Source organism: Patulibacter minatonensis DSM 18081 (assembly GCF_000519325.1).
In the GTDB taxonomy this organism is placed as follows: domain Bacteria; phylum Actinomycetota; class Thermoleophilia; order Solirubrobacterales; family Solirubrobacteraceae; genus Patulibacter; species Patulibacter minatonensis.
In genome coordinates, this window is record NZ_KI912613.1 from 1923450 (window position 1) to 1945989 (window position 22540).

Genomic DNA, 22540 nt, shown 5'->3' on the forward strand with positions numbered 1-22540 from the left:
GCCCGGCTCCGGGGCGACTTCCGGGGTGGGCACCCGGTGTGGGGGACGACCCGCGAGCCGAGCATGGCGGCATGACATCCACCACGCCATCCACCACCTCCTCCGGCCGGTCCCGTCGCTCGACCCGCGACGGCGCCGGCCGCGCGCCTCGACGTGCACGCCCGACCGCTCCCGCCGGCCGTCGCCTGGCCCGCGGCACCGCGCTCCTCACCGTCGCCGTCGCCGGGTTCGCGCTGCCCTCGGCCGCCTCAGCGGCGGCCCCGAACGCCGTCGCCACCGTGGCCGCCAACGGCGACGTCGTCCTCACGGGCACCGGCGACCGCGACTTCGTGAAGGTCTCGAGCTACCGCAACGACCGCGTCCTGCTCGTCTACTACTTCGGCATCGAGGCCGGCGCCGGCTGCCGTCCGTACAACGCCGGGAACGACCAGGGCGCCGACTGCCCGCTGAGCGCCGAGGGCCGGCTGCGGATGGACATGGGCGCCGGCGACGACTGGATCGAGATGCGTGGCGCGCCCTCCGGCCTCGAACGCGTCGAGGCGACCCTGGGGGCGGGGCAGGACCTGTACTCCGGCTACTTCGACCGCACCGCGGTCGTCGACGGCGGGGCGGACGACGACACGCTCTCCGGCAGCTGGGGCACCGACGTCTTCCACGGCGGCGAGGGCTCCGACCTCCTGAAGGGCGTGGAGGGCGCCGACCGGCTCTACGGCGACGACGGCGACGACGCGATCATCGCCGACGGCCGCACCGACGACCGCTACGACGACGTCGTCGACGGTGGCGCCGGGCACGACGAGCTCGACGACTACCTGCGCCCGAAGTACTCCGGCATCACCGGCCCGGCGTCCGTGTCGCTCGACGGCGTGGCGAACGACGGCTTCGCGGGCGAGCGCGACGACCTCAACGGCATCGAGGAGGTCAACGCCTACGCGCCGATGGATTTCGTCGGCAGCGCCGGCGACGACGAGGCCGGGTGGGCGGAGACGAACGACGTCGACGCGGTCGGCCCGAGCTCGTTCCGCGGTCTGGCCGGCAACGACGTCCTCACCGGCAGCCCGTACGCCGACACGTTCGACGGCGGCGAGGGCGACGACCGCATCACCTCGCGCGACGCGGTCGCCGACACGGTGACCTGCGGGCCGGGCGACGACACCGTCGTGGCCGACGCGCTGGACGTCGTCGCCGCGGACTGCGAGCACGTCGACCGGCCGGCGACGACGCCGCCCCCGGGCGGGACGACGCCTCCCGGCGGCACGACGCCTCCGGGCGGCACGGTCCCCGGCGCTCCGAAGCCCGGCGACAAGCGCACCGGCACGCCGCCGCCGAAGGACTTCCGGGCCCCCGGCGCCGGGCCGCGGATGACGGTCGTCGGCACCCCGAAGCTCGCCGCTGCGCTGCGCTCCGGCCTGACGGTGAAGGTCCCCGCGAAGGCCGGCACGAGGCTCCGGGTGCGGGCGACCAGCGGCGGCCGGGTCGTCGCGACCGGGAACGCGAAGGCGTCCAGGGCCGGTGTCACGAGCGTCAAGCTGCGCTTCACCGCGAAGGCGAAGAAGCGGCTGCGCTCGGCGAAGAAGGTGCGGCTGACGATCCGCTCCGGCGCGCAGTCGGTGACGGTCGTCCTCGCACGGTGAGGACCATGGGCCGGCGCGGAGCCCGGTCGGCCCACCTCGGCCGGCCCGCGGGTTCCCAGGGGCCCGGCCCTCACTCCGGGGTCGGCCCGCCTCCCAGCACCCCGGCGAGCTGGGTCCGCGAGCGGATGTCGAGCTTCTGGAACACCTGGCCGAGCGTCGACTCGACGGTCTTGCGGGTGACGAAGAGCGTCTCGGCGATCTGCCGGTTCGTGAGACCGGCCGCCGCGTGGTCGGCCATCCGCCGTTCGCTCGGGGTCAGCGCGTCGACGCCCGTGAGCGCCGTGCGACGCGGCCGGCCGCCGGCGAGCACGAGCTCCTCCGTCGCGCGCTCCAGCAGCCCGAGGTTGCCGGTGCGGTGCGCGTCGTCGCGGGCGACCGACAGCACCTCCCGGGCGTCGACCCGGCGGCCGGCCCGGCGCAGCGCCGCACCGAGCTCGACCCCGGCGAGCGCCCCGACGTACGGTGCCGCGGAGCGATCGGCCGCGTCGAGCGCCTCGCGCAGCAGTTCGAGGCCCTCGTCCCCGCCGCTCGCCAGCCCGAGCGCGACGAGGCCCTCGGCCTCCAGGAGCGCGGCGCCCCGTCGCCGGGCGTCGGCGACCGCGTCCGTCGCGAGCACCCGCGCCTCCTCGGTCCGCCCGCAGGCGGCGAGCGCCCGGGCGAGCTGCGCGTCGACCGGGGCCAGCGGGTACCGCCGCCAGCCGAGCCGCGTGGACAGCTCGCGCACGAGCTCCAGCTCGGCGACGGCCTCCTGCGGCCGGTGCTGCGTGAGCCGCAGTTCCCCGCGGGCGGCCGCGGACGTCAGGCGCGTGAAGCGGTTCCGCAGGTCGGGGACGGCGTCGAGCTCCGCGTCGGCCTCGTCGAGTCGGCCGAGTCGGACCAGCGTCCGTGCGAGCGCGATCCGCGACGGCAGCGCCGCGTCGTCGAGCCCGGCGGCCAGCCACAGGTCGACGGCCTCTCGGGCCGACGCCTCGGCGTCGACAGCGGACCCGAACACCATCGCCCACTCCGATCGCGCGAAGGCGACCGTGGCGCCGCCGACCCGGGTCGCCCCGCCGCGGACGGACAGCTCGGCGTCGCGGATCGCGCGATCGGCGAGGTCCGCACCGTCGAGCGTGACGGTCGCCATCACGGCCCAGAACGGGGTCGAGGTCTCGACGCCGGCGACGCGGGCCAGGGGCCGGTCGGCCAGCGCGCGCTCCGCGAGCTCCAGGGCCTCCGCCGCTGTGGCGTCGCCCGCCGCGGCCTCGAACGCGAGGACGGGCAGCGTCTGCTCGTCCGGCTCGCGCGCCATCGTCGCGATCAGGGGCGCACGCCGGTCGGCGAGCCGCGTGTCGACGGTCATCGCGCCGTAGAGCTGCGCCCGGAGTCCGGAGCGCAGCTCGGCGTGCTCGGGGGCGTCCAGGCGCTCGATCGTCGCCTGCAGCCGGTCGACCGTCTCCGCCATCCCCGCACCGTGGGCGTGGACGACGACCTGGAGCGCGAGCGCCGGGCCGGCGATCTCCGGACGCGACGATGCGGCGGCCGCGGCGAGGTGGAGCCGCGCGTCGACGTCCCCGGCGGAGACGGTCGCGCGGGCGAGCTGGAGCAGCAGCGCGTCGCGGTCCTCGGCGTCGGCCGGCAGCTCCTCCAGCGCGCGGCGCAGGCGCCGGACGGCGGCGTCGGGGGCGCCGTCGGCGAGGGCGTGCCGGGCGGAGCGGCGGAGCACCGGGACGACCCAGCGCTCCCGGGCCGGTGGCGCGGCGAGGAGGTGCAGGACGAGCTCCTCCTCGGCGCCGGGCCGGCCGTGGAGCAACGCGGCAGCGGTCCGGTGCATCTGGATCCGCTCGTCCGCGCCGACGGACTCCGCGACCGCGGCGCGCAGCAGCGGGTGCGCGAACCGCGGGCCGTCGGGCGCGGCCAGGCCGACGGCCCGGAGGACGTCGAGCGCCCGGTCCGCATCGGCGGGATCGAGGCCCGCCACCGCGGCGACGAGATCCGTCCCGCGCGTGTCGCCGAGCACCGCGAGCGCGTGGGCGACGAGGCGCGCGTGGTCGTCGAGCTGCCGCAGCCGCCGCTCGACCGACCGCGTGACCGACGACGGCACGGCCTCGCGTACGGCGTCGGCGCTCGGCGCGCGGCCGGACTCCGCGAGCGTGCGGACGAGCTCGCGCAGCAGCAGCGGGTTGCCGCCCGTCGCCTCCGCCGCGCCGGTCACGACGTCGTCCGGCGCGGGGGTCCCGAGCCCGGCGTCGACGAGGACGCGCGTGCCCTCCGGGCTCAGCGCCCGCGGTCGCACGACGGTGACGTGCGGTCCCTCGGCCAGGCCCGTCAGCAGGTCGTGCTCGGCACCCGGCTCGTTCGGTCGGGTCGCGAGTGCCAGCAGCACCGGGAGCTCGTCGATCCGCCGCGAGAGGAAGTCGAGGAACCGCAGCGACGGGGCGTCGGCCCAGTGCGCGTCGTCGACGACGAGGACGAGCGGCCGCTCGTCGGCGAGGGCCGCGACGAGCCAGTAGAGGCCGTGGAGCGTCGCGAACGCCGCGTCCGCCCCGGCGTTCTCCGGGTCCGGCGCTGCCCCGACGATCGGGCCGGCGAGCGCGGCCGCGCCGGAGAGCAGCGCCGCGCGCCTGTCGGGGTCGGCACCGAGGACGACGGGCTCGAGCAGCTGCCGGACGAGACCGAACGGGAACTCGCGCTCGAGCTCGCCGCCCAGCGCGGACAGCCCGAGCACCGAGGCGTCCGCCGCGACGTCCGCGCGGAGCGCCCGCAGGAGCGCCGTCTTGCCGACCCCTGCGACGCCCTCGACGAGCACCACGCCGCCCGTCCCCCGGAGCGCGTGGTCCAGGCCGGTGCGCAGCGCGGCGGTCTCGCGGTCGCGCTCGAGCAGCTCCTCGGACCGGCGGCCTCCGTCTTCCACGGTCGCCGGATCCTACGCCGCCGCGCCCCACGCGGAGGGGAGGAGGGCGACCCCGGAGGCGGCGAGCAGCGCCGCGACGTCGTCGGGGTCCGGGGCGGTCGTGGCGCCGGCCAGGCCGGTCAGCGCCTCGAGCCCGGCGGGGACCGTCAGGACCAGCAGCCGCACGTCGGCCTGCGCCTCGAGCCGGCAGGGCTCCGACGGTTCGATCCGGGCGACGTCCCCGGGGTCCAGCGCGGTCCACCCGGCGTCGTGCAGGACCCGCAGCCGGCCCTCGAGCAGCAGCAGCGTGCTGACGCGGTCCTGGTGGCGATGGGGCGGGATCGCGGTGCCGGCGGGCGCGCGGACGTCGAACAGCGCGTACGCGCCGCCGGTCGACTCGCGGCCGGCGACGACCTCGACGCGCGGGCCAGGGAGAGGGCGGTGGGTCATACCGGGATCCTCCGCCGACCACCCCCGCGCGCGCGACGGGGGCCACCCCGGAATCTCCCCGGGATTTTGGGGGCGGACGGCCCGCCGGTCGCACGAAGCCCGTCGGGCGACCTGGCCCGTCGCCCGTTGACGGGGTCGCGGCCCGTCTCAGACCAGCCCGTCCGCGAACCGCGCGAGGCCCTCGGGGTCCTCGTACGCCGGGCCGTGGCCGGGCAGGACGACGGCCGGGCGCAGGTCGGCGAGCCGCCGGATCGCGTCGCGGTTCTGCGCCGAGTCCGTGTTGAAGACACCGGGCGGCTCCGCGAGCCGGGCGCGGCCGGTCAGGTAGCTGACGTTCCGCACGACGTCGCCGCAGATCGCCACCCGGTCGCGCTCCCGGAACAGCACGATCTCGCCGGGCGAGTGGCCCGGCGCGTGGAGGACCGTGAAGCCCGCGACCTCGTCGCCCTCCCGCAGCACCCGGTCCACGGTCCGCGGCGGGCCGCTCCACGCCCGGGTGACGAACCGGGCGGGCAGGCTGGTGCCCGAGGTCAGCCGGCGCCGGCCCTCCATCGCGTCGACGTCGTCCGCGTGGCACGCGAGCGGCACGCCCCGTGCCGTGCAGATCGCGTCGGCGGCGCCCTGGTGGTCGGGGTGCGCGTGGGTCAGCGCGACGAGCGACAGGTCCCGCCCCTCGAGCTGGCGCAGGAACGGCCGCGCGTCCTGCCGTCGCGCCGCGTCGACGAGCACGTCGCCCACCAGGTACGCGTTGATCGTGGGCCCGACCCTTCGGGAGAGCCGCTCCACCCCGTCCGCCATCCGCTCCATCGTCCGTCTCCTCCGTCGCCGTCCATACGCTTGCGTATCAATACGGTAGCGCATGAATACGCAAGCGTATGAATACGTGCCCGTATGATCGGTTCCGATGGCGCCCGGGAAGAGCCGACTGACGCGGGACGCATGGATCGCGGCGGCGCTCGACGCGATCGCCGAGCGTGGCCTCGGGGCGGTCGCGGTCGAGCCCCTGGCGGCCGAGCTGGGCGTGACGAAGGGCAGCTTCTACGCCCACTTCCGCACCCGCGACGCGCTCGTCGAGGCGGCGCTCGACGCCTGGGCGGCCAAGCACGGCGCGCCCGGCTTCGCGGACTTCGACGGGATCGACGACCCGGCCGACCGCCTGCGCGCGGTCCTCGAGAGCGCGGTCGCGTTCAGTCGCAGCGACCGGCCCTCGGTGCACGTCCAGCTCCTGCGCGAGACCCACGATCCGCGGGTCCGCGACGCCGTCGCGCGGGCCGACGAGGCGCGGATCGCCTGGCTGTCGGCGGTCTACCGCGAGCTGGGCCTCGACGCGAAGCGGTCCCACGCCCGCGCGGCGATCGCCTACGCAGCGTTCCTCGGCCTCGTCCAGCGCCGCGGCGACGGCGGGCCCCCGTCCCGCGACCTCGTCGCGGAGCTCCACCGGACGCTGGTCGACGCGGCCTGACGCGACCTCGGTCGTCCCGGCCGCTCAGTGCACCCCGTCGAGGAACGGCTCCGGATCGAGGACGTCGAGGATCCCGGCGAGGAACGCACGTGCCGCCGGGGTCCGTGCATCCTCGGCGGCCGACGCCGTCAGCGCGCGCAGCGCCGTCCGGTCACCGAGCCGCGGCGAGGCGGTGTGGATCGCGTCCGCGATCCGCAGGATCCCGGGATCGTCGTCGCTGTCGTCGGCCGCGGCCTGGAGTCGCCCGCGCCAGCCGGTGCGGCCGTCGGCGTCGCCCGGGTCGCCCTCGAGCAAGGCGCGGGCGACGGCCTCGCCGTGCCGTTCGAGGTCCTCGTCGAGGTCCTCGACCGCATCACTGCGGGCCTCGAGGTCCTCGTCGCGTCCGACGAAGGCCTCGTCGTCGGCGTCCTCGCGGAGATCCTCACCGGTCACGCCGCGGATTCTGGTGGCCCGACCGGCGGCCCGCGTGCGGGACGTGCACCCCAGGGCCCGTCGGTCCCGTCCCCGCGGCCCCGCGCGCAGCTGCTCCCGCCGTCGGGCCGCTCGTCGCGCACCGTCACCCGGAGTGCGTCCGCGCACGCCCGTGTGCACGACCCGCCGCGCCGGGTAGCGGCCATGCAGCGGTCGCCCCCTGGCGGCGGTCGTCCCCGATCGAACGAGGAACACCCATGGCCCGGTCCGAGCAGAAGGTCGTCCAGTACCTGGGCGAGGCCCACGCGAGCGAGGTCGCGCTGACGCGCGTGCTCCAGTCCCAGATCGCGGTGACCCCGAGGGGCACCGTGCGCTCCGGCCTGGAGGCGCACCTGGTGGAGACGAAGGACCACGCCTCCCGGCTCCGCGAGCGGATCAAGGAGCTCGACGCCGGGCGCAACCCGCTGCAGGCGGTCGTCGGCCTGACGGAGACCGTGATCGGGCAGACGCTCGCGCTGTCGAAGACGCCGCTCGACCTCGTCCGCGGCGTCGGCGGGGAGGAGAAGATCCTCAAGAACGTGAAGGACGCCTGCGCCACGGAGGCCCTGGAGATCGCGACGTACGACGCGCTCGAGGCGCTCGCGAAGGCCGTCGGCGACGAGCGCACCGCGACGCTCGCCGCGTCGATCCGGGCCGACGAGCGCGCGATGCTCGACCGCCTGCTCGGGGAGATCCCGGCCCTCGCGAAGGCGGTCGTCCGCGCCGAGGTCGAGGGTGACCCGTCGTTCGACCCGACGACGACCGGTGCAGCAGACGCGGTGAAGGAGGTTCGCGACGCCGTCACGGGCGCGGCCGACGAGGCGAGCACCGCGGTGAAGGGCCGGGCCACGAAGGCGCGGACGACCGCGAAGCGGACGACGACGAAGGCCAAGGCCGACGCGAAGCGCACGGCGTCGAGGGCCACGAGCACGGCGAAGGCGAAGACCTCCAGGGCGACGACGACCGCAAAGGAGACGACCGCGAAGGCGACGAGCACCGCGAAGGAGACGACGTCCAAGGCGCGGGCCGGCGCGACCTCGGCGGCGAAGAAGACGACCGCGAGCGCGGCGAAGCAGGCACGGAAGGTCCCCGGTGCGGCGTCCGCGGAAGGCACGGTCAAGGGCACGGTGGCGTCCGCGACCGACCTGCCGATCGCCGGCTACGACGACAAGACCGTGGAGGAGATCGACGCGCGGCTGCCCGACCTCTCGCAGGTCGACCTCGCGAAGGTCGCCGCGTACGAGCGCCGCCACCAGGACCGCAGCACGCTGCTCGACCGCGTCGACGTCCTGCGCGTCGACGAGCCGTGGTCGGGCTACGACGAGCAGACGGCGGCCGAGATCACGAAGGCGCTGAAGGCCGCGACGGACGCGACGGTCCGCGACGTGCAGGCCTATGAGCGCGCGCACAAGGCGCGCACTGGGCTGACGAAGGCGATCGAGCGGCGCCTCGGACCCGTGACCTGAGCGCCCTCCGGGGCCGGGCGGCGGCCGGCCGGCCGCCGCGTGCCCGGCCGGGGCTCAGGCCGCGACGGCGGCCGACGGCGGGGCGACGTGGTCCGCCATCTTCTCGATCGCGCCGCTGATGATCCGCGACACCTGCATCTGCGAGACGCCGATGCGGGTCGCGATCTCGCGCTGCAGCAGCTCGTCGTCGTAGCGCATGTCCAGCACGTCGCGCTCGCGGTCGGTCAGCGCGGTCCGGGCGTCGGCGAGCGTCGCGACGTGCTCGACGTGGCGGTACCCGGGGTCGGTCGTGCCGTGGGTGTCCGCGACGTCGCGGGCCTCACCGGCGGGGGCGTCCAGCGACATCGCCCGGTACGCGCGCCCGGCACTGCGGGCCTCGCGGATCTCGGCGACGGGCACCGAGAGGATCTCGGCGAGGTCGTCGTCGGTCGGCTCGCGGCCGCTGTCGGCGATCGCCGCGCTGCGGGCCGACTGGACCTTCGCGTCGAGCTCCTGCATCGAGCGCGGGACGTGGACGTCCCACGTGTGGTCGCGGAAGTGGCGCCGGATCTCCCCCGTGATGTTCGGCGCGGCGAACGACACGAACCGTCGCCCTGCCTCGAGATCGAAGCGGTCGATGGCCTTGACGAGGCCGACGGTGCCGGCCTGGACGAGATCCTCGAACTCCTCGCCGCGGCCCTGGTAGCGGCGGGCGAGCGAGCGGACGAGCGGGAGGCAGCGCTCCGCGAGCTCCTCGCGGGCCCGCATGTCGTCGTGCTCGTGGTAGCGGCGCAGCAGTGCCATGTCGACCTGTTCGCGCCTGGTTGCCTCTTGCAGCATGAATGCGTCCCGGATTCGGGGTGTTCATTCCGGAGGGCCGACGAGCGACGAGTCGGGACTCGAAGTGCGGGGAACCGTCCTGCTGTATCTGCGGTGCGGAGGCAGCTGGGCCGAGCCCGTGCGACGTCGGAGAACGCGGTCCCGGGGGAGAGGGAGGGCGTTCCGGCGACGTCGCGGTGCACCTCCGCGTCGCATCCCTCCTCAACCCCGATCCTCCGGCGGGCAAACATCGGATGTCGCGAGTTCATCGCGGGAGGGACCTCCGACCGCCGCGATCCCCGTCGGCGCGGGGGGATCGCCCGCCGACCCCGGTGTCGTGTGCCTTGCGCACACCGAGGTCGCGGGTCGCGAGGTGCGGCGCCGGGCGCTACCCGGTGATGCAGGTCCGGATCTCGGCGGTGGCCTGCTCCCGGGGCGCCAGCGACGCCACGATCGTGCCGACGCGCAAGGTCTTCCCGAACTTCTTCGACGCGGTCTCGACGGCCTTCGCGACCCCCTCGTTGACCTCGAAGTCGATCGTCGTCATGAGGCCGCCCGGGTGGGCGATCACGACGCGGTCCACTTGGCCGGCCTCCTTGTCGCGCACGGCGACGCCCGCGGCCTTCAGGCACTGACGGACGGTCTCCGCCGTCGGCTGGTCGGCGGCGACGCGGCCGTTCCCGCCGGCGGCCGGCGCCTTCCCCGCCATGCACCTGCGGATGAGGGCCTCGTCCTCCAGGGTGCCTGCGTCGAGGGCCGTCGTGACGAGGCCCTCGCGCACGACCTTGCCGTACTGCTCCGACACGGACGCACGCAGCTCGGCCTGCTCCGCCGTCTTCGCGAACGAGATGACGGTCCGGCCGCTGCTCGTGTCGATGCCGATCGTCTGGTCGTCGTCCTCCAGGCCGCTCTGCCGCGTGGCCGGCACGCCGGACGCGTTCAGGCAGCGCAGCACGCCGTCGCGGGTCGGTGCGGCGGCGGTCGGCGTCGATCCGTCCGTGCCGGACCCGGCGTCCTTCTCGTCATCACCCCCTCCGCATCCGGCGAGGGCCGCGCAGCAGGCGACCACCGCGAGCATCGATGAACGTTGACGGTGTACGAGAAATCGGGGCATGACGGCACCCTAATGGCGCCTCCGCGCTCCATTCGACCGGGTCCGCACCCCGAACATGGCGAACCCGGCGCGACCGCTACCCTTGTCGCCCGAGGGGCCTTAGCTCAGTTGGTAGAGCACCTGCTTTGCAAGCAGGGGGTCGGGGGTTCGAATCCCCCAGGCTCCACTGGAGAACGACGGTTCACGGATCATCGGGTAGCACGGCCGGGTAGCAAACCCGCCCGACCGATGGGGTGCGGAATCGCCCTGAGCCGCGCGATCTCGCCGGCCCGAGCCATGGGGCGCCCTGAGCGCTAGGACCCGGCGCAGCAGGCTGATCAGGCACAGCTGGGGCGGGCGGGTCGGGCACTGGGCGAAGCTGATGGCAAGCCGGTCGTCAAGGCATCGCGTGGCAAGGTCGGGCGCGATCTTCGTTGTGGGTGCCGCCGCGCCCAGAGCGATCAAGATCTCAGCTGCTCTAAGGTGCGCGGGTGCGAAGTCCGTTCTCGGCGTCGGTCAACGAACTTGTGCACATGCGGTCGGCCTTGGCTATGAGCGCCCGACAGTGATACCCGCACCCGTGATGTTTGCGGCGTATGGGCTCCGTCCGTATCCAGCCTTAGGTTGAGTTGGTGGCCCTTCCCACGGCGTACCTCACGAGCACCAAGAACCTCGATGGCATCTTGTCGGCCATCCAGACGGCACAGGCTCCGTCGCGCTTTACGTTGAGCTTCTTGGAGAACCTCGGATACAAAAGCAGCTCAGACCGCCTGATCATCAACGTCCTGAAGGCGGTCGGTTTTCTGAACGGTGATGGCGTCCCGACCGATCGGTATTACCGCTTCCTCGACCAAACGGAAGCTCCAGTAGTCCTCGCGGAAGGACTCAAGGATGCCTACGCCGATCTGTTTCAGCTCAACCGCAACGCAAATGAGCTCGGGCGGTCTGAACTCAAGAACAAGTTGAAGACGCTTACTCAGGGGCAACACAGCGATTCGGTCTTGTCCAAGATGGCAGGCACCTTCACGGAACTTGCGAAGCGTGGAGACTTCAGTGTTACTCCTGCGACGAACTCCTCAGACGCGTCGGCCAATGGCTTCGACGAGGAGACGCCGGTGTCGGATCGCGTGCACGGCGCACCGCAGACCGCCGCGGCACCGCCCGCCGAACTGTCGCTTGGCGGCCTGGTCTACAGCATCCAGATCCATCTGCCCGAGTCGCGCGATCAAGCCGTCTACGACGCTTTGTTTCGCAGCTTGAAAACGCACCTTCTCCAGTGAGCTCAGTCGGCGACGCCTACCAGTTTGTGTTCCGAGGTCTGTTGACCGAGGAGGCCTTGGATCGAGCTGGACGACGAGCGCGTGATGTCACCGGGAGGCTCGACAGCGAGTACGCCGAGAAGCTCTCGCTGGACTTGCTGGACGAAGAGCTCGTCGCCGCCGCTCGCCGTATGGCAACGGTGTACACCGCCATAGCCGCCTTCGAGAACTCGGCGCGTGACCTCGTGGTCAGCACAATGATCGAGTCCAAAGGCGAGCACTGGTGGGGCAGCGTGAAGGCTGACGTTCGCAACCGAGCGGAGGCCCGCATGGAAAACGAGGCCAAGCACAAGTTTCACGCTCAACGCGGGGACGCCCCGCTGAACTACACGGATCTCAAGGATCTCCTCAACATCATCCGCGCGAACTGGGACGCATTCGAGGCGTTCCTCCCCAGCCCCGACTGGACGTCGAGTGTCTTCGATGCGGTGGAACGTTCGCGCAACGTCATCATGCACAGCGGTCAACTCGGCCCGCGCGACGTCGAACGTGTGGGCATTCACCTTCGCGACTGGGTTACGCAGGTCGGGGCGTAACGCGGACCGGCCGTGGCCGAGCGGTATCGGCGGTTGTGTCGGCTGGGAGCGCCGTCGCATCCAGGCTGACACGAGCGGCGCTCGGCGCTGGAGCGCGCGTCATCGAGACCGGAAATAGGCAAAGCGCCGGACCGCTGGTAGTTTCGTGTAAATGCCGTCTTCCGCTCCAGGCAGAACGGGAGTGTTTCGCGAAACATCGAAACCGACCGACCCGGCCGAGATTCTTCGCATGGGGATCGATGCCCTGAAGGAGCGACTCCCTCCGGGCTGGGCGCTCTCGGTTCGCCAACGGGGTTCGAGGCGTGGCGATGTCAGCGTCGACGACGTGCTCGATCTCGATGGACCGGGTGGTGCTCGCGCGACGTTCGCGGTCCAGGTGAAGGGCCTCGCGACCACGCGAGACGTCCTCGGCGTGCTCGATCAGCTGCGGCGATCGATGCAAGTTGGTGACTTTACGACGGAGTCGCTCTCGCCCTTGATCATCGCCCGCTACCTCGCCCCGGAGACCCGCGAGCGCATCATCGCCGAGGGGGCCGGGTACGCCGACGCGACGGGGAACGTCTACCTGGCGCTAGAGCGGCCGGCGATCTTCCTGCGGGATCGCGGTGCTGATGCTGATCCGTGGCGTGGTCCGGGGCGGCCGCGGGGGACGCTCAAGGGGCAGCCGGCGGCGCGGGTCGTGCGCGCGCTGGCGGACTTCGCTCCCCCGTACTCGGTGCCGGACTTGGCGGACCGCGCCGGCGCCTCGCGGGGGGCGACGTACCGCGTGGTCGAGTTCTTGGAGGGCGAAGCGCTCCTCGATCGTGAGCGGTACGGGCCGATCTCCGCGGTCCGGTGGCGGGCGGTGCTGGAACGCTGGAGCCAGGACTACGGTGTCGCGGCCACCAACGCGGTCCGGACGTTCCTCGAGCCCCGCGGTCTGTCGGCGCTGACCGAGAAGCTGAGGGCGAACCCCGAGCTCGCCTACGTCCTGACCGGCACCCTCGCCGCGGAGCGCCTGGCGTCCTACGCGCCGGCGCGACTCGCCACGCTCTACGTCCGCGACACCGCGGAGGTGGCCGACGCGCTCGGGCTGCGCGAGGTCGAGGGTGGCGGGAACGTCGCGCTGGCGTCCGCTGCCTTCGATGTCGTGTTCGATCGCGCGGAGAACGTCGACGGGCTCCGGATGGCGGCAGCGAGTCAGGTCGCGGTCGACCTGCTCACCGGTCCGGGTCGGAACCCGGGCGAGGCGGTCGCGCTGCTCGACTGGATGGAGGGCAACGAGGATGCCTGGCGGCGCTGACCTGCTCGTCGCCGCGCGGACGGTGCTCCTCGACGCACTGGAGGCGCTGGCGGACCATCGGGAGGCGCTCGTGCTCGTCGGCGCGCAGGCGGTCTACCTCCACACCGGCGACGCACCGGTCGCGCTCGCCGAGGCGACGAAGGACAGCGACCTCGCGATCGATCCCCGCATCCTGGACGACGAGCCGCTGCTCGACCGCGTCATGCGCAGCGCCGGGTTCCATCTCGACGTCAGCCGTCCGCAGCCGGGCAGCTGGCTCTCGCGCTCGGGGGTCCCGGTGGACCTGATGGTCCCGGAGGCCCTCGCCGGCCCCGGGAAGCGCGGTCGGCGTGGCGCGCGGATCCCGCCGCACGACAACGCCGCGACGCGCCGTACGCCGGGACTCGAGGCGGCGGTCGTCGACCATGCACCCATGACCGTGACGGCGCTCGACCCGTCCGACGTCCGGTCGATCGAGGTCGCGGTCGCGGGCCCGGCGGCACTCCTGGTCTCCAAGCTGCACAAGCTCGCCGAGCGCGTCGACGACCCGGGTCGGCTCGTGGACAAGGACGCGCACGACGTCTATCGGCTGCTGGTCGCGACGGATACCGCGAGTCTCGCTGTCACGCTCGCGAATCTGATCGCGGACGAACTCGCCGGGTCCGTTACGTCCGCCGCCGTCGAGCACCTCGCCGAATTCTTCGGTCGGCCCGACGCGCTCGGCGCGACGATGGCCGGCCGGGCTGAGGAACTCGTCGGCGATCCAGCGGTCGTCGCCGCGGCGGTTGCGCTCCTCGCGGACGACGTCCTCGCCGCACTTGAGCGGTCGAGATAGCGAGCTCAACTCGTCGGAAACCGGCAAACCACCTGTTTGCAAGCAGGGGGTCGGGGGTTCGAATCCCCCAGGCTCCACTGGAAGTTTGTCGTTCAGGAACGGCGCGGGCGCCACTCCCGGGCGCAGAGGTCCCGGTCCTCGAGGCCGTCGGTCCCGAAGCGCTCCGGGGGCGTCTCGCCCGCGCGGGTCAGCCGACCCGAGTGCCGTCGGGTGCGGTGCCGCGGAGCACGCCGTCCGACGAGACGAAGGCGTCCTGGACGGCGTCGAGGAACGCGTCGGACTCGGGCGTGCCCTGCAACGCGCGACTGATCAGGATCGCACCGACCATGGCGCTCACCCGCACCATCGCCAGGTCGCGGCTCGTGTCGTCGAGGGTGGCGAGGCCGGCGACGTACGCCTCGACCTGCGCCCGGTAGGCGTCGCGGGCCCGGGTGTCGGCGTGCGTGACCTCCGCGCTGAGTGCCGGCAGGCCGCAGCCGCCGCCAACGTCGTCGCGGTGCTCCGCCGAGACGTAGGCCCGCGCGACCGCGGCGAGCGGGTCGTCGGTGCCGTCCACGACGCCCTCCATGCGCGTCCTGGTCTCGGCCATGACGCGCTCGACGGCCTCGCCCATCAGCTCGTCGCGGGAGCCGAACTGCTTGTAGAAGCCGCCGTGCGTCAGGCCGACCTCCCGCATCAGCTCCGCGATCGCGGGCCGCTCCAGGCCCTGCTCCCGGATCCGCCGCGCGGTCGCGGCGACGATCCGCTCCCGGTTCTCGGCCTTCTGCGCCTGCGTGTGGCCCATGGTTCTGGATGATACACGCCATCCTCCGTGTTAGGATGTCGATCATCATCCACATCGCCGGGCGGTGCGATCGCCGGACGCGTACGACTGCGCGCCGGCGGCACGGCCCGGGAAGACCGAAGGAGCAGGCAATGCGCAAGAACGTCCTCGTCACGGGCGCCAGCAGCGGTATCGGCCGGGCGACGGCACTCCGGCTGGCGGCCGAGGGGCACACGGTCTTCGCGGCCGCCCGGCGGACCGACCGCCTCGAGGCGCTCGCCGCGGAGACGCCGGGGACGATCGTGCCCGTGCAGCTCGACGTGACCGATCCCGACGCCGTCCGCGGTGCCGTCGCGGCCGTCGCCGAACGCGCCCCGGCGGGGCTCGACGTCCTGGTCAACAACGCGGGCTACGCCCTCACGGGCCCCGTGGAGACGCTCGAGACCGACGCCGTCCGCGCGGTCTTCGAGACCAACGTGGTCGGGCTCTTCGACGTGACCCGCGCGTTCCTGCCGCAGATGCGGGCGAACCGCCGGGGACGGATCGTCAACGTCAGCTCGATGCTGGGGCGGATGACGGTGCCCGGCAGCGGCGTCTACGGCGGCACGAAGTACGCGGTCGAGGCGATGTCCGACGCCCTGCGGATGGAGGTCCGCTCGTTCGGGATCGACGTCGTCGTCGTCGAGCCGGGCTTCGTCGACACCGAGATCGACACGACCAGCGCGATGATCGCCCACGACGGCGCGATCGCCGACTACGCGGAGCTCGAGCGCGACATGACCGCCTACCTCGCCGCGCAGGTCAAGGCCGGCGCGACCGCGGAGGCCGTCGCCGCGACGCTGGTGCACGCCTCCACGGTGCGCAATCCGAAGCCCCGGTACGTCGCCCCGGCCAAGAACGCGATCGTGCTGAAGGTCCTGACGACGCTGCCGACCCGTCTGGCCGACCGGCTCAAGCTGCAGACGGTCCGCTCGAGCTGACCGACGTGGTGCCGGCACGCGTCTTTCACGCCGCGACGGCCGCGGCCTCCCGGGGCCCCGGGCGGCGCGCCAGGTGCAGGCCGATCAGGCTCGCGAGGATCGCGGCGGCGGCGCAGATGCCGAAGAGCACGCGGTAGGCGTCCAGCGACGGCAGCGCGTTCCCGGCGACGGTCATCGTCAGGCCGGTCAGCAGGGCGCCGCCGATGGCGCTGGCCAGGGTGCTGCCGAGGCTGCGCGCCAGGGTATTGATGCCGTTGGCGGCGGCGAGCTGCTCGCGCGGGGTGTGGCGGTCGATGAGCGACGGGAGGGCCGCGTAGCCGATGCCGGTGCCCGCGCCGATGATGGAGGCGCCGACGACGACCTGCCACAGGGCGTCGACCGCGACGATCCGGTAGACGAGGCCGACGGCGAGGATCGCGCCGGCGGCGGCGAGGACGTACGCCGGGCCGACGCGGGCGATGAGCTTCGCGGCGACCGGGGCGAGGGCGAGCATCAGCAGGCCGCTGGGCAGCAGGCAGAGGCCGGCGGTGAGGATCGTCGAGCCGAAGCCGTAGCCCGTCGACTCCGGCGCCTGGACGTAGGTCGCGGTGCCGGTGAAGCTCGCGAAGAGCGCGAAGCCGATGAACAGCGACGCGATGTTCGTCAGGGCGATCGGCGGGCGCTTGAACGCGGGCATGTCGATCAGCGGGTTGGCGACGCGGTCCTCGACCCGGGTGAGCACGGTGATCGCGACGATCGAGACGGCGAGGAGGCCGAGCACGGCGGGCGAGCCCCAGCCCCACGTGCCGCCCTGCGAGACGGCCAGGACGAGGGTCGCCAGGCCGGTGGTCAGGAGGCCGATGCCGGGCCAGTCGATGTGGTGCTGGCGCTCGAAGGGGGGTTCGCGCACGAGCGTGAGGACCGCGACGAAGCTGAGGATCGCGCCGATCGCGCCGATCGCGAAGAGCAGGTGGTAGTCGGCGTTGTCGCCGATCACGCCGGCGAGCGGCAGGCCGACCGCTCCGCCGATGCCGAGCATCGCGCTGACGAGCGCGGTCGCCGATCCCCGCCGCGCCTCGGGCAGCGTGACCGAGAGCAGGCTGATGCCGAGGGGGATCGCGGCGGCCGAGAAGCCGGCGATCACGCGGCCCGCGAGCATGACCTCGTAGTTCGACGTGAACGTGTCGATCAGGGAGCCGACCGCGAGCGCGCCGAGGGCGACGAGCAGCAGCAGCCGTCGCCCGAACATGTCGGCGAAGCGCCCCATCACCGGCACCGAGATGGCGGCGACGAGCAGGGTCGAGGTCAGGAGCCACTGGGCTCCGCCGGCGCTCGTCCCGAGGTCGTCGGTGAGCGTCGGGAGGACGGGGATGATCAGCGTCTGCGCGAGCGCCGCGGTGAGGGCGCCGACGGCGACGGCGGCGATCCGCAGGTTCGCGCGGCCGTCGGGAGCGTCGTTCTGGGTGGGCATGAGCTCGTTCCTGGTCAAGTAATCAAGTGATGACTTGGTGCACGATAGCTCGATCCGGCGCGTTGTCAACGCTTGATTACATGCGATGATCCTCGCGTGGTCGATCGTGAGCCTCCCGCCGAGCCCCGTCCCCGGGACGCCGACGCCACCCGCCGGGAGCTGCTGCTCGCGGCCCAGCGGCGCTTCGTGCTCCTCGGCTACGAGCGCACCACGACGCGCGACATCGCGGACGACGCCGGGGTGAACCTCGCGCTGATCAACCGCTACTTCGGCGGCAAGCGCGGCCTGCACCGGGCGGTGCTCCAGAACTCGGCGGAGCTCCTCGAGGCGGCCGCGACCCGCCACCGCGAGCCGCGCCGCGATGTCGTCTCGGAGTTCCTCGAGTCCCTGGACCCCGAGGCGTGGCCGCAGCTCGGCGGGCACCCGCTGCTCCTGCTGCTGCGCGACGACGAGGAGACCCGCCCGATGCGCGCCCAGGCCCTGGCCACCGCGGTCCGCAGGACCCTGGTCGCGACCGATCGGGCGGACTCCGGCGACCCCGAGGACGAGCTCCGCGCCGAGCTCGTCCTCGCCCTGTTCTGCGGCGTCGTCTCGCTCCGGTCCGCGGGCCTCGTCGAGCGGCTGCGGACGGCGGAGCCCGAGGCGCTGCGTGCCGGGCTCGAGGCCGCGTTCACGGGGATGATGGGGGAGTGAGCACCCCGGTCCATCCCCACCGGCACCTCGTGCGCGCCCGCGACCTCGCGGACCTGCGGTACGCCGAGCCGCTCGACGTGGCCCGGCTGGCGGCTGCGGCAGGACTGTCGCCGGCGCACTTCAGCCGCGAGTTCCGGAAGGCCTTCGGGGAGACGCCGCACCGCTACCTGCTGACGCGCCGGCTGGAGCGGGCGGCGACGCTGCTGCGCACCACCGACCGGTCGGTGGCCGAGATCTGTCTCGACGTCGGGCTGTCGAGCGTCGGGTCGTTCACCACGAGCTTCACCCGCGCGTACGGCCGGCCGCCGACCGCGTACCGGGCCGCCCACCCGCCGGCGGCGCAGCGCGTCCGGATCCCCGCGTGCATGCTGCGGGATCTCGAGCGACCCGCCCGCTGATCCCCGCCCGCGCGCCGCGCCGGCCCGAGCGGTCGGTCGAGGTCAGCACGTTTGGAGAAGACGGTCCCGGCGGTCGCGTCTACCTTCTCCCGCATCGGGCGGTCCCGCCCGGCAACCGACGGGAGGTCACCGCATGTTCCAGCTCAGCAGCGTCCAGGTCTGGGTCAACGATCAGGACGAGGCGCTCGCCTGGTGGACCGAGAAGATCGGCTTCGAGGTCCGCGCGGACGCCACCGTCGCCGAGCTCGGCGACTTCCGCTGGCTGACCGTCGGGCCTCCCGGCGACACCGGCCCGGAGATCGTGCTGATGGCGATCCCGCCGGAGCCGATGTTCACCGCCGAGACCCGCGGGCAGATCGAGTCGCTGATGAGCAAGGGCGCCAGCGGCGGCCTGTTCTTCACCACGGCGGACATCCAGGCCGACTACGCGCGCCTGACCGCCGCCGGCGTCGAGTTCACGCAGGAGCCGACCGAGGTCCCCTACGGCGTCGACTGCGGCTTCCGCGACCCGTCCGGCAACCACTTCCGGCTGGCGCAGATCCGCGAGGGCTGGGCCGGGTAGCCGCATCGGCCGCCCGGCCGCCCCGCCCGGCCGACCTACGGGCACCGGCGCGGAGTCAGTCGCCGGAGACGGCCTCGAGCGCTCCCTGGGGCAGCGCCTGGGCCAGCAGCTCGTAGGAGCGGATGCGGGCGGGGAGGTCGGCGACGTTCATCGCCACCATCACCTCGTCCGCGCCGGCCTGCTCCGCGAACGCGGTCACCTGCTCGCCGACCTGGTCGGCGTCGCCGATCGCCGAGTAGTGGAGCATCTGCAGCGCCTGCCGGCCGATCGGCGAGCGGAGGATCGCCTCGGTCTCGGCGCGGTCGCCGTCGATCGAGCGGCCGCTGAGCGCGCGCGCCATCTTCTCCAGGGCGGTGGCGTGCAGGAGCGTCGCCTCGTCCTCGGTGTCCGCGGCGAAGACGTTCATGCTGGCGATCATGTACGGCTCCTGCAGCTGCTCCGACGGCTGGAAGCGCTCGCGGTAGACCTGCGACGCGTTCAGCAGCTCGGCGGGGGCGAAGTGCGACGCGAACGCGTACGGCAGGCCGAACGCGGCGGCCAGGCTCGCGCCGAACAGCGACGAGCCGAGGATGTAGAGCGGCACCTCCGTGCCCTCGCCGGGGATCGCCCGGACGGCCTGGCCGGGGGTCGACGGACCCAGCAGCCGCTGGAGCTCGCGCACGTCCTGCGGGAACCGCTCGGAGGCCTCCGGGGAGCGGCGCATCGCCCGCACCGTCTCCAGGTCGGTGCCGGGCGCCCGGCCGAGGCCCAGGTCGATGCGGCCCGGGTAGAGCGTCTCGAGGGTGCCGTACTGCTCGGCGATGATCAGCGGCGAGTGGTTGGGCAGCATCACGCCGCCCGAGCCCACGCGGATCCGCTCGGTGTTCGCGGCGATGAACCCGGCCAGCACCGACGGCGTCGACGAGACGATGCTCCGCATGTTGTGGTGCTCCGAGAACCAGTAGCGGCCGTAGCCCCAGTCCTCGGCGTGCTTGGCGAGCTCCGCGCTGCCGAGCAGCGCGTCGCGCGGGGAGACGCCGCCTCCCGCCGTGGCCAGATCGAGGACCGACAACCGCACCGCCATCACGAGCTCCTTCCCTGCCCGGTCGCCCGGGCGCACGGGTCCGGGCGACTCCCGGGACCCTCGGTCAACCGTACTCCCGTGCGGTCCGGGGGCCTGCGGGACGGGGTCCGCGGTGGGGTGGCCGGTCGTGGGACGCGACGACCGGAAGGGCGGGGCGACGCCCGGGCCGCGCCGATCGGTCAGGCCGTCCAGGGGATCGTCGCCTGGAGGACGGCCTCGTCGAGCGCGCCCGTGCGCAGCGCGGTGATCTCCTGGTACTCGGGGTCGGCGACCATGGCGCTGAACGCCGCGCGCGTCGGGTAGCGCACGAGCAGCACGGCGTCCCAGTCCCACCCGTCGGGCGCGACGAGGCTCGTGTGGGTGTCGCCGACGTAGACGATCTCCGCGCCGACGCGCTCGAGGAACGGCGCGATCCGCGTCGCGTACTCGGTGTACGAGCCGGACCCGCCGGGGCGGTACCGCAGCAGGTTCAGCATCACCACCGGGCCGCCGGGGTCCTCCTCGAGGTAGCGCTTGAGGTCGCGTCCGGTGGGGTCGACGGGCATCGTCCGATCCTAGACCGCGCCCTCGGCCGTCCCGCGGGACGGCCGAGGGCGGGAGCGCGGTGCCGCCGGGGCCGCCCGCCTGCCCGGCGGGTCCGGGGTCAGGACGTGGCGGCGCCCGCGGGGTTGCCGGCCGCGGCCGCCCACGCGTCCAGGGTCGCCGTCGGGTCGTGCGTGTGGCCGCCGGCGTACCAGCCGGGCGCGGTCCACAGCTCGAAGTGCAGATGGCAGCCGTCGGCGTCGCCGGTGTCCCCGACGGTCCCGACCGGCGTGCCCGCCTGCACCGCGTCGCCGACCTTCAGCGGCGAGCGGGACTTCAGGTGCATGTAGACCTCGTCCTCGCCGCCCGGCGTCCCGGTGATCACGACGTAGTTCCCGGCGCGCGCCTCGTACTTGCGGGTCCTGACCTGGCCGGGCGATGCCGCCACGAGCGGGGTTCCGCAGGCCGCGAAGAGGTCGACCCCCTGGTGCGCGCCCCCGCGGGCGCGGAACGTCGTGGCGGCGCCGCCGTAGTGCCACGGGCCCTGGATCGGGAACGTGCCGTCGGGGCTGGGGGCGGCGGCCTTGCGGGCCATCCGCCCGGCGATCGTCTCGGCGAACTTCAGCTTCATCGCCCGCAGCGTCTGCAGGTTCGGGCGGCCCGTCCGCATGAGCTTCTTCTTCGACTGGTACCGGCGGATCGCGCTGCGCGTCCCCGTGCCGATCCGGCCGTCGGCGCGCACGTGGACGCGGCGCTGCACGCTCTTCGTCTGGGACCGGGTCAGCGACACCGCGGCGGTCACCTTGATCACGGTCGCGGGCGCCGACTGCGTGGTGACGGCCGGTGACGCGGGCGTGGCGGGGGCCGGCGCGGGCGTCGCCGCGAGCCCGCCCGTCCCGTCGGCCGCGGACGCCACGGAGGCGCCCGTCATCATCGTGCACAGCGCGACCGCGATCGCACCGGTTGTGCGGGAACCCCGCATCCGAACACTCCTTCTTCGGCCTACGGGGTTAGCTGACGGGCGAGCGCGGAAAGAGACGCGCCTCCACTGACGTGGATGAGCCCCAACGACCTGGGTCCCCCGTTCCCCGGGAACGGCCCCGGGAACTCGGCGTCGGCCAAGCTAGCAGAGGTCCGGTGGCGCGCTCGCCGGTTCCCCGGGAACGACGACGGCCGCGCCCCTTGCGGAGCGCGGCCGATGTCTCTCGAGCGGGTTGTCCCCCAACGCCCCGTTCGATGGATCCATCATGCACGCGGTCGGGAGCGACGCCGTCTCGGTCCGGTGTCGATCCGGTGTCGGCGGACACGGGCCGCCACCAGCTCAGCGCGTCCGCGGGAGCCGCGCCTGGAGCTCGGCGGTGACGCGGGTCCCGCGCGGGACGGCGACGCAGAGCTCCCGGGCCCCCGGGTTCGCCAGGAGCACGAGCCGCGAGGCGCTGCGACCGCGCTTGAACCGCAGCGTCGCCGGGCGCGGCCGCTGCTCCCCGCAGCGCGCGATCCGCAGGACCCCGGAGCGGCGCGGCGACCGGACGGTGAGGTGCAGCGCGACGCGGCGGTCGGTGGCGAGGACCCCGAGCTTGGTCCCGAGGGCGATCCGGAGGGACGAGCCGCGACGCGTCGCGGCGACGGGCTTCGGCCGCGGGCTGCGGGCGACCCAGCCGGTGGGCGCGACGTACCGCCGGACCGACGTGACCCGCGGCCGCCCGCCCGTCCGCGTCGAGGTGCAGACCTTCCCGCTCCCGCCCCGGACGAAGACCCGGGTGGAGGCGCGGCGTCCCTTCCCGACGACGAGCGCCGGCCGGGACGGTCGCGCCTGCCCGCAGCGCCACACGCGGACGTCGCCGGACCGCCTCGCGGCGCGGGTGGTGCGCACGGCGACGAGCTCGGCGGTGACGGCCGCCGGCGCGGCGGTGCCGCCGGCCGTGCCGCCCCC

23 protein-coding genes, 1 tRNA gene and 1 riboswitch are annotated in these 22540 nt (G+C 73.8%); of the genes, 12 read left to right on the forward strand and 12 right to left on the reverse strand.

From position 1 onward, the window contains the following. Nucleotides 1–71 precede the first annotated feature (71 nt). Entirely contained in the window at nt 72–1634 is a 1563-nt protein-coding gene (locus PATMI_RS0108805) for a hypothetical protein (RefSeq protein ID WP_026910627.1), read from the forward strand. A 70-nt stretch (nt 1635–1704) separates the two neighbouring features. On the opposite strand, the gene PATMI_RS0108810 is transcribed toward PATMI_RS0108805, so the two are convergent. The 3 genes from PATMI_RS0108810 to PATMI_RS0108820 all read right to left on the reverse strand — a co-directional run bounded on the left by PATMI_RS0108810 (nt 1705) and on the right by PATMI_RS0108820 (nt 5754). Then, complete coding sequence (locus tag PATMI_RS0108810) at nt 1705–4527, reverse strand: helix-turn-helix transcriptional regulator (RefSeq protein ID WP_026910628.1); 2823 nt, start codon at nt 4525–4527, stop codon at nt 1705–1707. Nucleotides 4528–4539: 12 nt separating this feature from the next. After that, nucleotides 4540–4956 carry an AraC-like ligand-binding domain-containing protein gene (locus PATMI_RS28585; RefSeq protein ID WP_036725550.1) on the reverse strand — a complete coding sequence of 139 codons (417 nt, stop codon included), beginning with the start codon at nt 4954–4956 and terminating at the stop codon, nt 4540–4542. Nucleotides 4957–5103: 147 nt separating this feature from the next. Next, entirely contained in the window at nt 5104–5754 is a 651-nt protein-coding gene (locus tag PATMI_RS0108820) for an MBL fold metallo-hydrolase (RefSeq protein ID WP_245604139.1), read from the reverse strand. A gap of 106 nt (nt 5755–5860) precedes the next feature. On the opposite strand from PATMI_RS0108820, the gene PATMI_RS0108825 reads away from it, so the two are divergent. Further along, entirely contained in the window at nt 5861–6418 is a 558-nt protein-coding gene (locus PATMI_RS0108825; RefSeq protein ID WP_026910630.1) for a TetR/AcrR family transcriptional regulator, read from the forward strand. A gap of 24 nt (nt 6419–6442) precedes the next feature. On the opposite strand, the gene PATMI_RS0108830 is transcribed toward PATMI_RS0108825, so the two are convergent. After that, nucleotides 6443–6850, reverse strand: a complete 408-nt coding sequence (locus PATMI_RS0108830; RefSeq protein ID WP_026910631.1) for a hypothetical protein — start codon at nt 6848–6850, stop codon at nt 6443–6445. A gap of 236 nt (nt 6851–7086) precedes the next feature. Between PATMI_RS0108830 and PATMI_RS34185 the strand changes: the two genes are divergently transcribed. Further along, nucleotides 7087–8334 carry a DUF892 family protein gene (locus PATMI_RS34185; protein ID WP_051471240.1) on the forward strand — a complete coding sequence of 416 codons (1248 nt, stop codon included), beginning with the start codon at nt 7087–7089 and terminating at the stop codon, nt 8332–8334. A 54-nt stretch (nt 8335–8388) separates the two neighbouring features. Here PATMI_RS34185 and PATMI_RS0108840 read toward each other — a convergent pair whose 3' ends face one another. Beyond that, nucleotides 8389–9117: a SigB/SigF/SigG family RNA polymerase sigma factor gene (locus tag PATMI_RS0108840; RefSeq protein ID WP_051471241.1), complete on the reverse strand. Its 729-nt coding sequence runs from the start codon at nt 9115–9117 to the stop codon at nt 8389–8391. Nucleotides 9118–9520: 403 nt separating this feature from the next. Then, the gene (locus PATMI_RS0108845) at nt 9521–10246 is read right to left on the reverse strand and encodes a hypothetical protein (RefSeq protein WP_157260681.1); all 726 of its coding nucleotides are present in this window, start codon (nt 10244–10246) and stop codon (nt 9521–9523) included. A 93-nt stretch (nt 10247–10339) separates the two neighbouring features. Here PATMI_RS0108845 and PATMI_RS0108850 point away from each other — a divergent pair. The 5 genes from PATMI_RS0108850 to PATMI_RS0108870 all read left to right on the forward strand — a co-directional run bounded on the left by PATMI_RS0108850 (nt 10340) and on the right by PATMI_RS0108870 (nt 14176). Next, nucleotides 10340–10412: transfer RNA gene (locus PATMI_RS0108850), tRNA-Ala, on the forward strand. Between the two features lie 445 nt (nt 10413–10857). Continuing rightward, nucleotides 10858–11505, forward strand: a complete 648-nt coding sequence (locus PATMI_RS0108855) for a DUF5343 domain-containing protein (RefSeq protein ID WP_026910634.1) — start codon at nt 10858–10860, stop codon at nt 11503–11505. After that, nucleotides 11502–12080, forward strand: coding sequence for a Swt1 family HEPN domain-containing protein (locus tag PATMI_RS0108860; protein ID WP_026910635.1), 579 nt, complete (start codon nt 11502–11504; stop codon nt 12078–12080). Before PATMI_RS0108855 ends, PATMI_RS0108860 begins: the two co-directional genes overlap by 4 nt. A 151-nt stretch (nt 12081–12231) precedes the next feature. Continuing rightward, nucleotides 12232–13362 carry a hypothetical protein gene (locus tag PATMI_RS0108865; protein ID WP_169738341.1) on the forward strand — a complete coding sequence of 377 codons (1131 nt, stop codon included), beginning with the start codon at nt 12232–12234 and terminating at the stop codon, nt 13360–13362. After that, nucleotides 13346–14176: a GSU2403 family nucleotidyltransferase fold protein gene (locus tag PATMI_RS0108870; RefSeq protein ID WP_026910637.1), complete on the forward strand. Its 831-nt coding sequence runs from the start codon at nt 13346–13348 to the stop codon at nt 14174–14176. Before PATMI_RS0108865 ends, PATMI_RS0108870 begins: the two co-directional genes overlap by 17 nt. A 187-nt stretch (nt 14177–14363) precedes the next feature. Here the strand turns inward: PATMI_RS0108870 and PATMI_RS28600 are convergent, their stop codons facing one another. Then, a complete protein-coding gene (locus tag PATMI_RS28600; RefSeq protein ID WP_036725553.1) occupies nt 14364–14960 on the reverse strand; it encodes a TetR/AcrR family transcriptional regulator in 597 nt (198 codons plus the stop codon). A gap of 131 nt (nt 14961–15091) precedes the next feature. Between PATMI_RS28600 and PATMI_RS28605 the strand changes: the two genes are divergently transcribed. Next, a complete protein-coding gene (locus PATMI_RS28605) occupies nt 15092–15919 on the forward strand; it encodes an SDR family oxidoreductase (RefSeq protein ID WP_036725554.1) in 828 nt (275 codons plus the stop codon). A gap of 25 nt (nt 15920–15944) precedes the next feature. Here the strand turns inward: PATMI_RS28605 and PATMI_RS28610 are convergent, their stop codons facing one another. Then, nucleotides 15945–17369: an MFS transporter gene (locus PATMI_RS28610; protein ID WP_036725555.1), complete on the reverse strand. Its 1425-nt coding sequence runs from the start codon at nt 17367–17369 to the stop codon at nt 15945–15947. Nucleotides 17370–17465: 96 nt separating this feature from the next. On the opposite strand from PATMI_RS28610, the gene PATMI_RS28615 reads away from it, so the two are divergent. The 3 genes from PATMI_RS28615 (at nt 17466) to PATMI_RS0108905 (ending at nt 19022) form a co-directional block, all read left to right on the forward strand. Then, the gene (locus PATMI_RS28615) at nt 17466–18062 is read left to right on the forward strand and encodes a TetR/AcrR family transcriptional regulator (protein WP_051471243.1); all 597 of its coding nucleotides are present in this window, start codon (nt 17466–17468) and stop codon (nt 18060–18062) included. Further along, nucleotides 18059–18460, forward strand: a complete 402-nt coding sequence (locus PATMI_RS0108900; RefSeq protein WP_026910638.1) for a helix-turn-helix domain-containing protein — start codon at nt 18059–18061, stop codon at nt 18458–18460. Before PATMI_RS28615 ends, PATMI_RS0108900 begins: the two co-directional genes overlap by 4 nt. A 133-nt stretch (nt 18461–18593) precedes the next feature. Beyond that, nucleotides 18594–19022 (forward strand): VOC family protein, encoded by a 429-nt coding sequence (locus PATMI_RS0108905; RefSeq protein ID WP_026910639.1) that lies wholly within the window; start codon nt 18594–18596, stop codon nt 19020–19022. 55 nt (nt 19023–19077) lie between these two features. On the opposite strand, the gene PATMI_RS0108910 is transcribed toward PATMI_RS0108905, so the two are convergent. From PATMI_RS0108910 to PATMI_RS0108925, 4 genes are all read right to left on the reverse strand, one after another. Continuing rightward, nucleotides 19078–20085 carry an LLM class flavin-dependent oxidoreductase gene (locus PATMI_RS0108910; RefSeq protein ID WP_026910640.1) on the reverse strand — a complete coding sequence of 336 codons (1008 nt, stop codon included), beginning with the start codon at nt 20083–20085 and terminating at the stop codon, nt 19078–19080. A gap of 179 nt (nt 20086–20264) precedes the next feature. Continuing rightward, complete coding sequence (locus PATMI_RS0108915; RefSeq protein ID WP_026910641.1) at nt 20265–20630, reverse strand: DUF1330 domain-containing protein; 366 nt, start codon at nt 20628–20630, stop codon at nt 20265–20267. Nucleotides 20631–20728: 98 nt separating this feature from the next. Further along, complete coding sequence (locus PATMI_RS34190; protein ID WP_157260682.1) at nt 20729–21589, reverse strand: M23 family metallopeptidase; 861 nt, start codon at nt 21587–21589, stop codon at nt 20729–20731. 2 nt (nt 21590–21591) lie between these two features. Further along, a riboswitch (cyclic di-AMP (ydaO/yuaA leader) is annotated at nt 21592–21717 on the reverse strand. Between the two features lie 211 nt (nt 21718–21928). Next, on the reverse strand, nt 21929–22540 hold a 612-nt coding region (locus tag PATMI_RS0108925; protein WP_026910642.1), incomplete at its 5' end, for a hypothetical protein.

What these genes read in the sequence shown, in the direction of transcription:
- PATMI_RS0108805 (WP_026910627.1), top strand. Translation starts at nt 72, where the DNA reads ATGACATCCACCACGCCATCCACCACCTCCTCCGGCCGGTCCCGTCGC.
- PATMI_RS28585 (WP_036725550.1), bottom strand. Translation starts at nt 4,956, where the DNA reads ATGACCCACCGCCCTCTCCCTGGCCCGCGCGTCGAGGTCGTCGCCGGC.
- PATMI_RS0108820 (WP_245604139.1), bottom strand. Translation starts at nt 5,754, where the DNA reads ATGGCGGACGGGGTGGAGCGGCTCTCCCGAAGGGTCGGGCCCACGATC.
- PATMI_RS0108825 (WP_026910630.1), top strand. Translation starts at nt 5,861, where the DNA reads ATGGCGCCCGGGAAGAGCCGACTGACGCGGGACGCATGGATCGCGGCG.
- PATMI_RS34185 (WP_051471240.1), top strand. Translation starts at nt 7,087, where the DNA reads ATGGCCCGGTCCGAGCAGAAGGTCGTCCAGTACCTGGGCGAGGCCCAC.
- PATMI_RS0108840 (WP_051471241.1), bottom strand. Translation starts at nt 9,117, where the DNA reads ATGGCACTGCTGCGCCGCTACCACGAGCACGACGACATGCGGGCCCGC.
- PATMI_RS0108845 (WP_157260681.1), bottom strand. Translation starts at nt 10,246, where the DNA reads ATGCCCCGATTTCTCGTACACCGTCAACGTTCATCGATGCTCGCGGTG.
- PATMI_RS0108865 (WP_169738341.1), top strand. Translation starts at nt 12,232, where the DNA reads ATGCCGTCTTCCGCTCCAGGCAGAACGGGAGTGTTTCGCGAAACATCG.
- PATMI_RS0108870 (WP_026910637.1), top strand. Translation starts at nt 13,346, where the DNA reads ATGCCTGGCGGCGCTGACCTGCTCGTCGCCGCGCGGACGGTGCTCCTC.
- PATMI_RS28600 (WP_036725553.1), bottom strand. Translation starts at nt 14,960, where the DNA reads ATGGGCCACACGCAGGCGCAGAAGGCCGAGAACCGGGAGCGGATCGTC.
- PATMI_RS28605 (WP_036725554.1), top strand. Translation starts at nt 15,092, where the DNA reads ATGCGCAAGAACGTCCTCGTCACGGGCGCCAGCAGCGGTATCGGCCGG.
- PATMI_RS28610 (WP_036725555.1), bottom strand. Translation starts at nt 17,369, where the DNA reads ATGCCCACCCAGAACGACGCTCCCGACGGCCGCGCGAACCTGCGGATC.
- PATMI_RS0108905 (WP_026910639.1), top strand. Translation starts at nt 18,594, where the DNA reads ATGTTCCAGCTCAGCAGCGTCCAGGTCTGGGTCAACGATCAGGACGAG.
- PATMI_RS0108910 (WP_026910640.1), bottom strand. Translation starts at nt 20,085, where the DNA reads ATGGCGGTGCGGTTGTCGGTCCTCGATCTGGCCACGGCGGGAGGCGGC.
- PATMI_RS0108915 (WP_026910641.1), bottom strand. Translation starts at nt 20,630, where the DNA reads ATGCCCGTCGACCCCACCGGACGCGACCTCAAGCGCTACCTCGAGGAG.
- PATMI_RS34190 (WP_157260682.1), bottom strand. Translation starts at nt 21,589, where the DNA reads ATGCGGGGTTCCCGCACAACCGGTGCGATCGCGGTCGCGCTGTGCACG.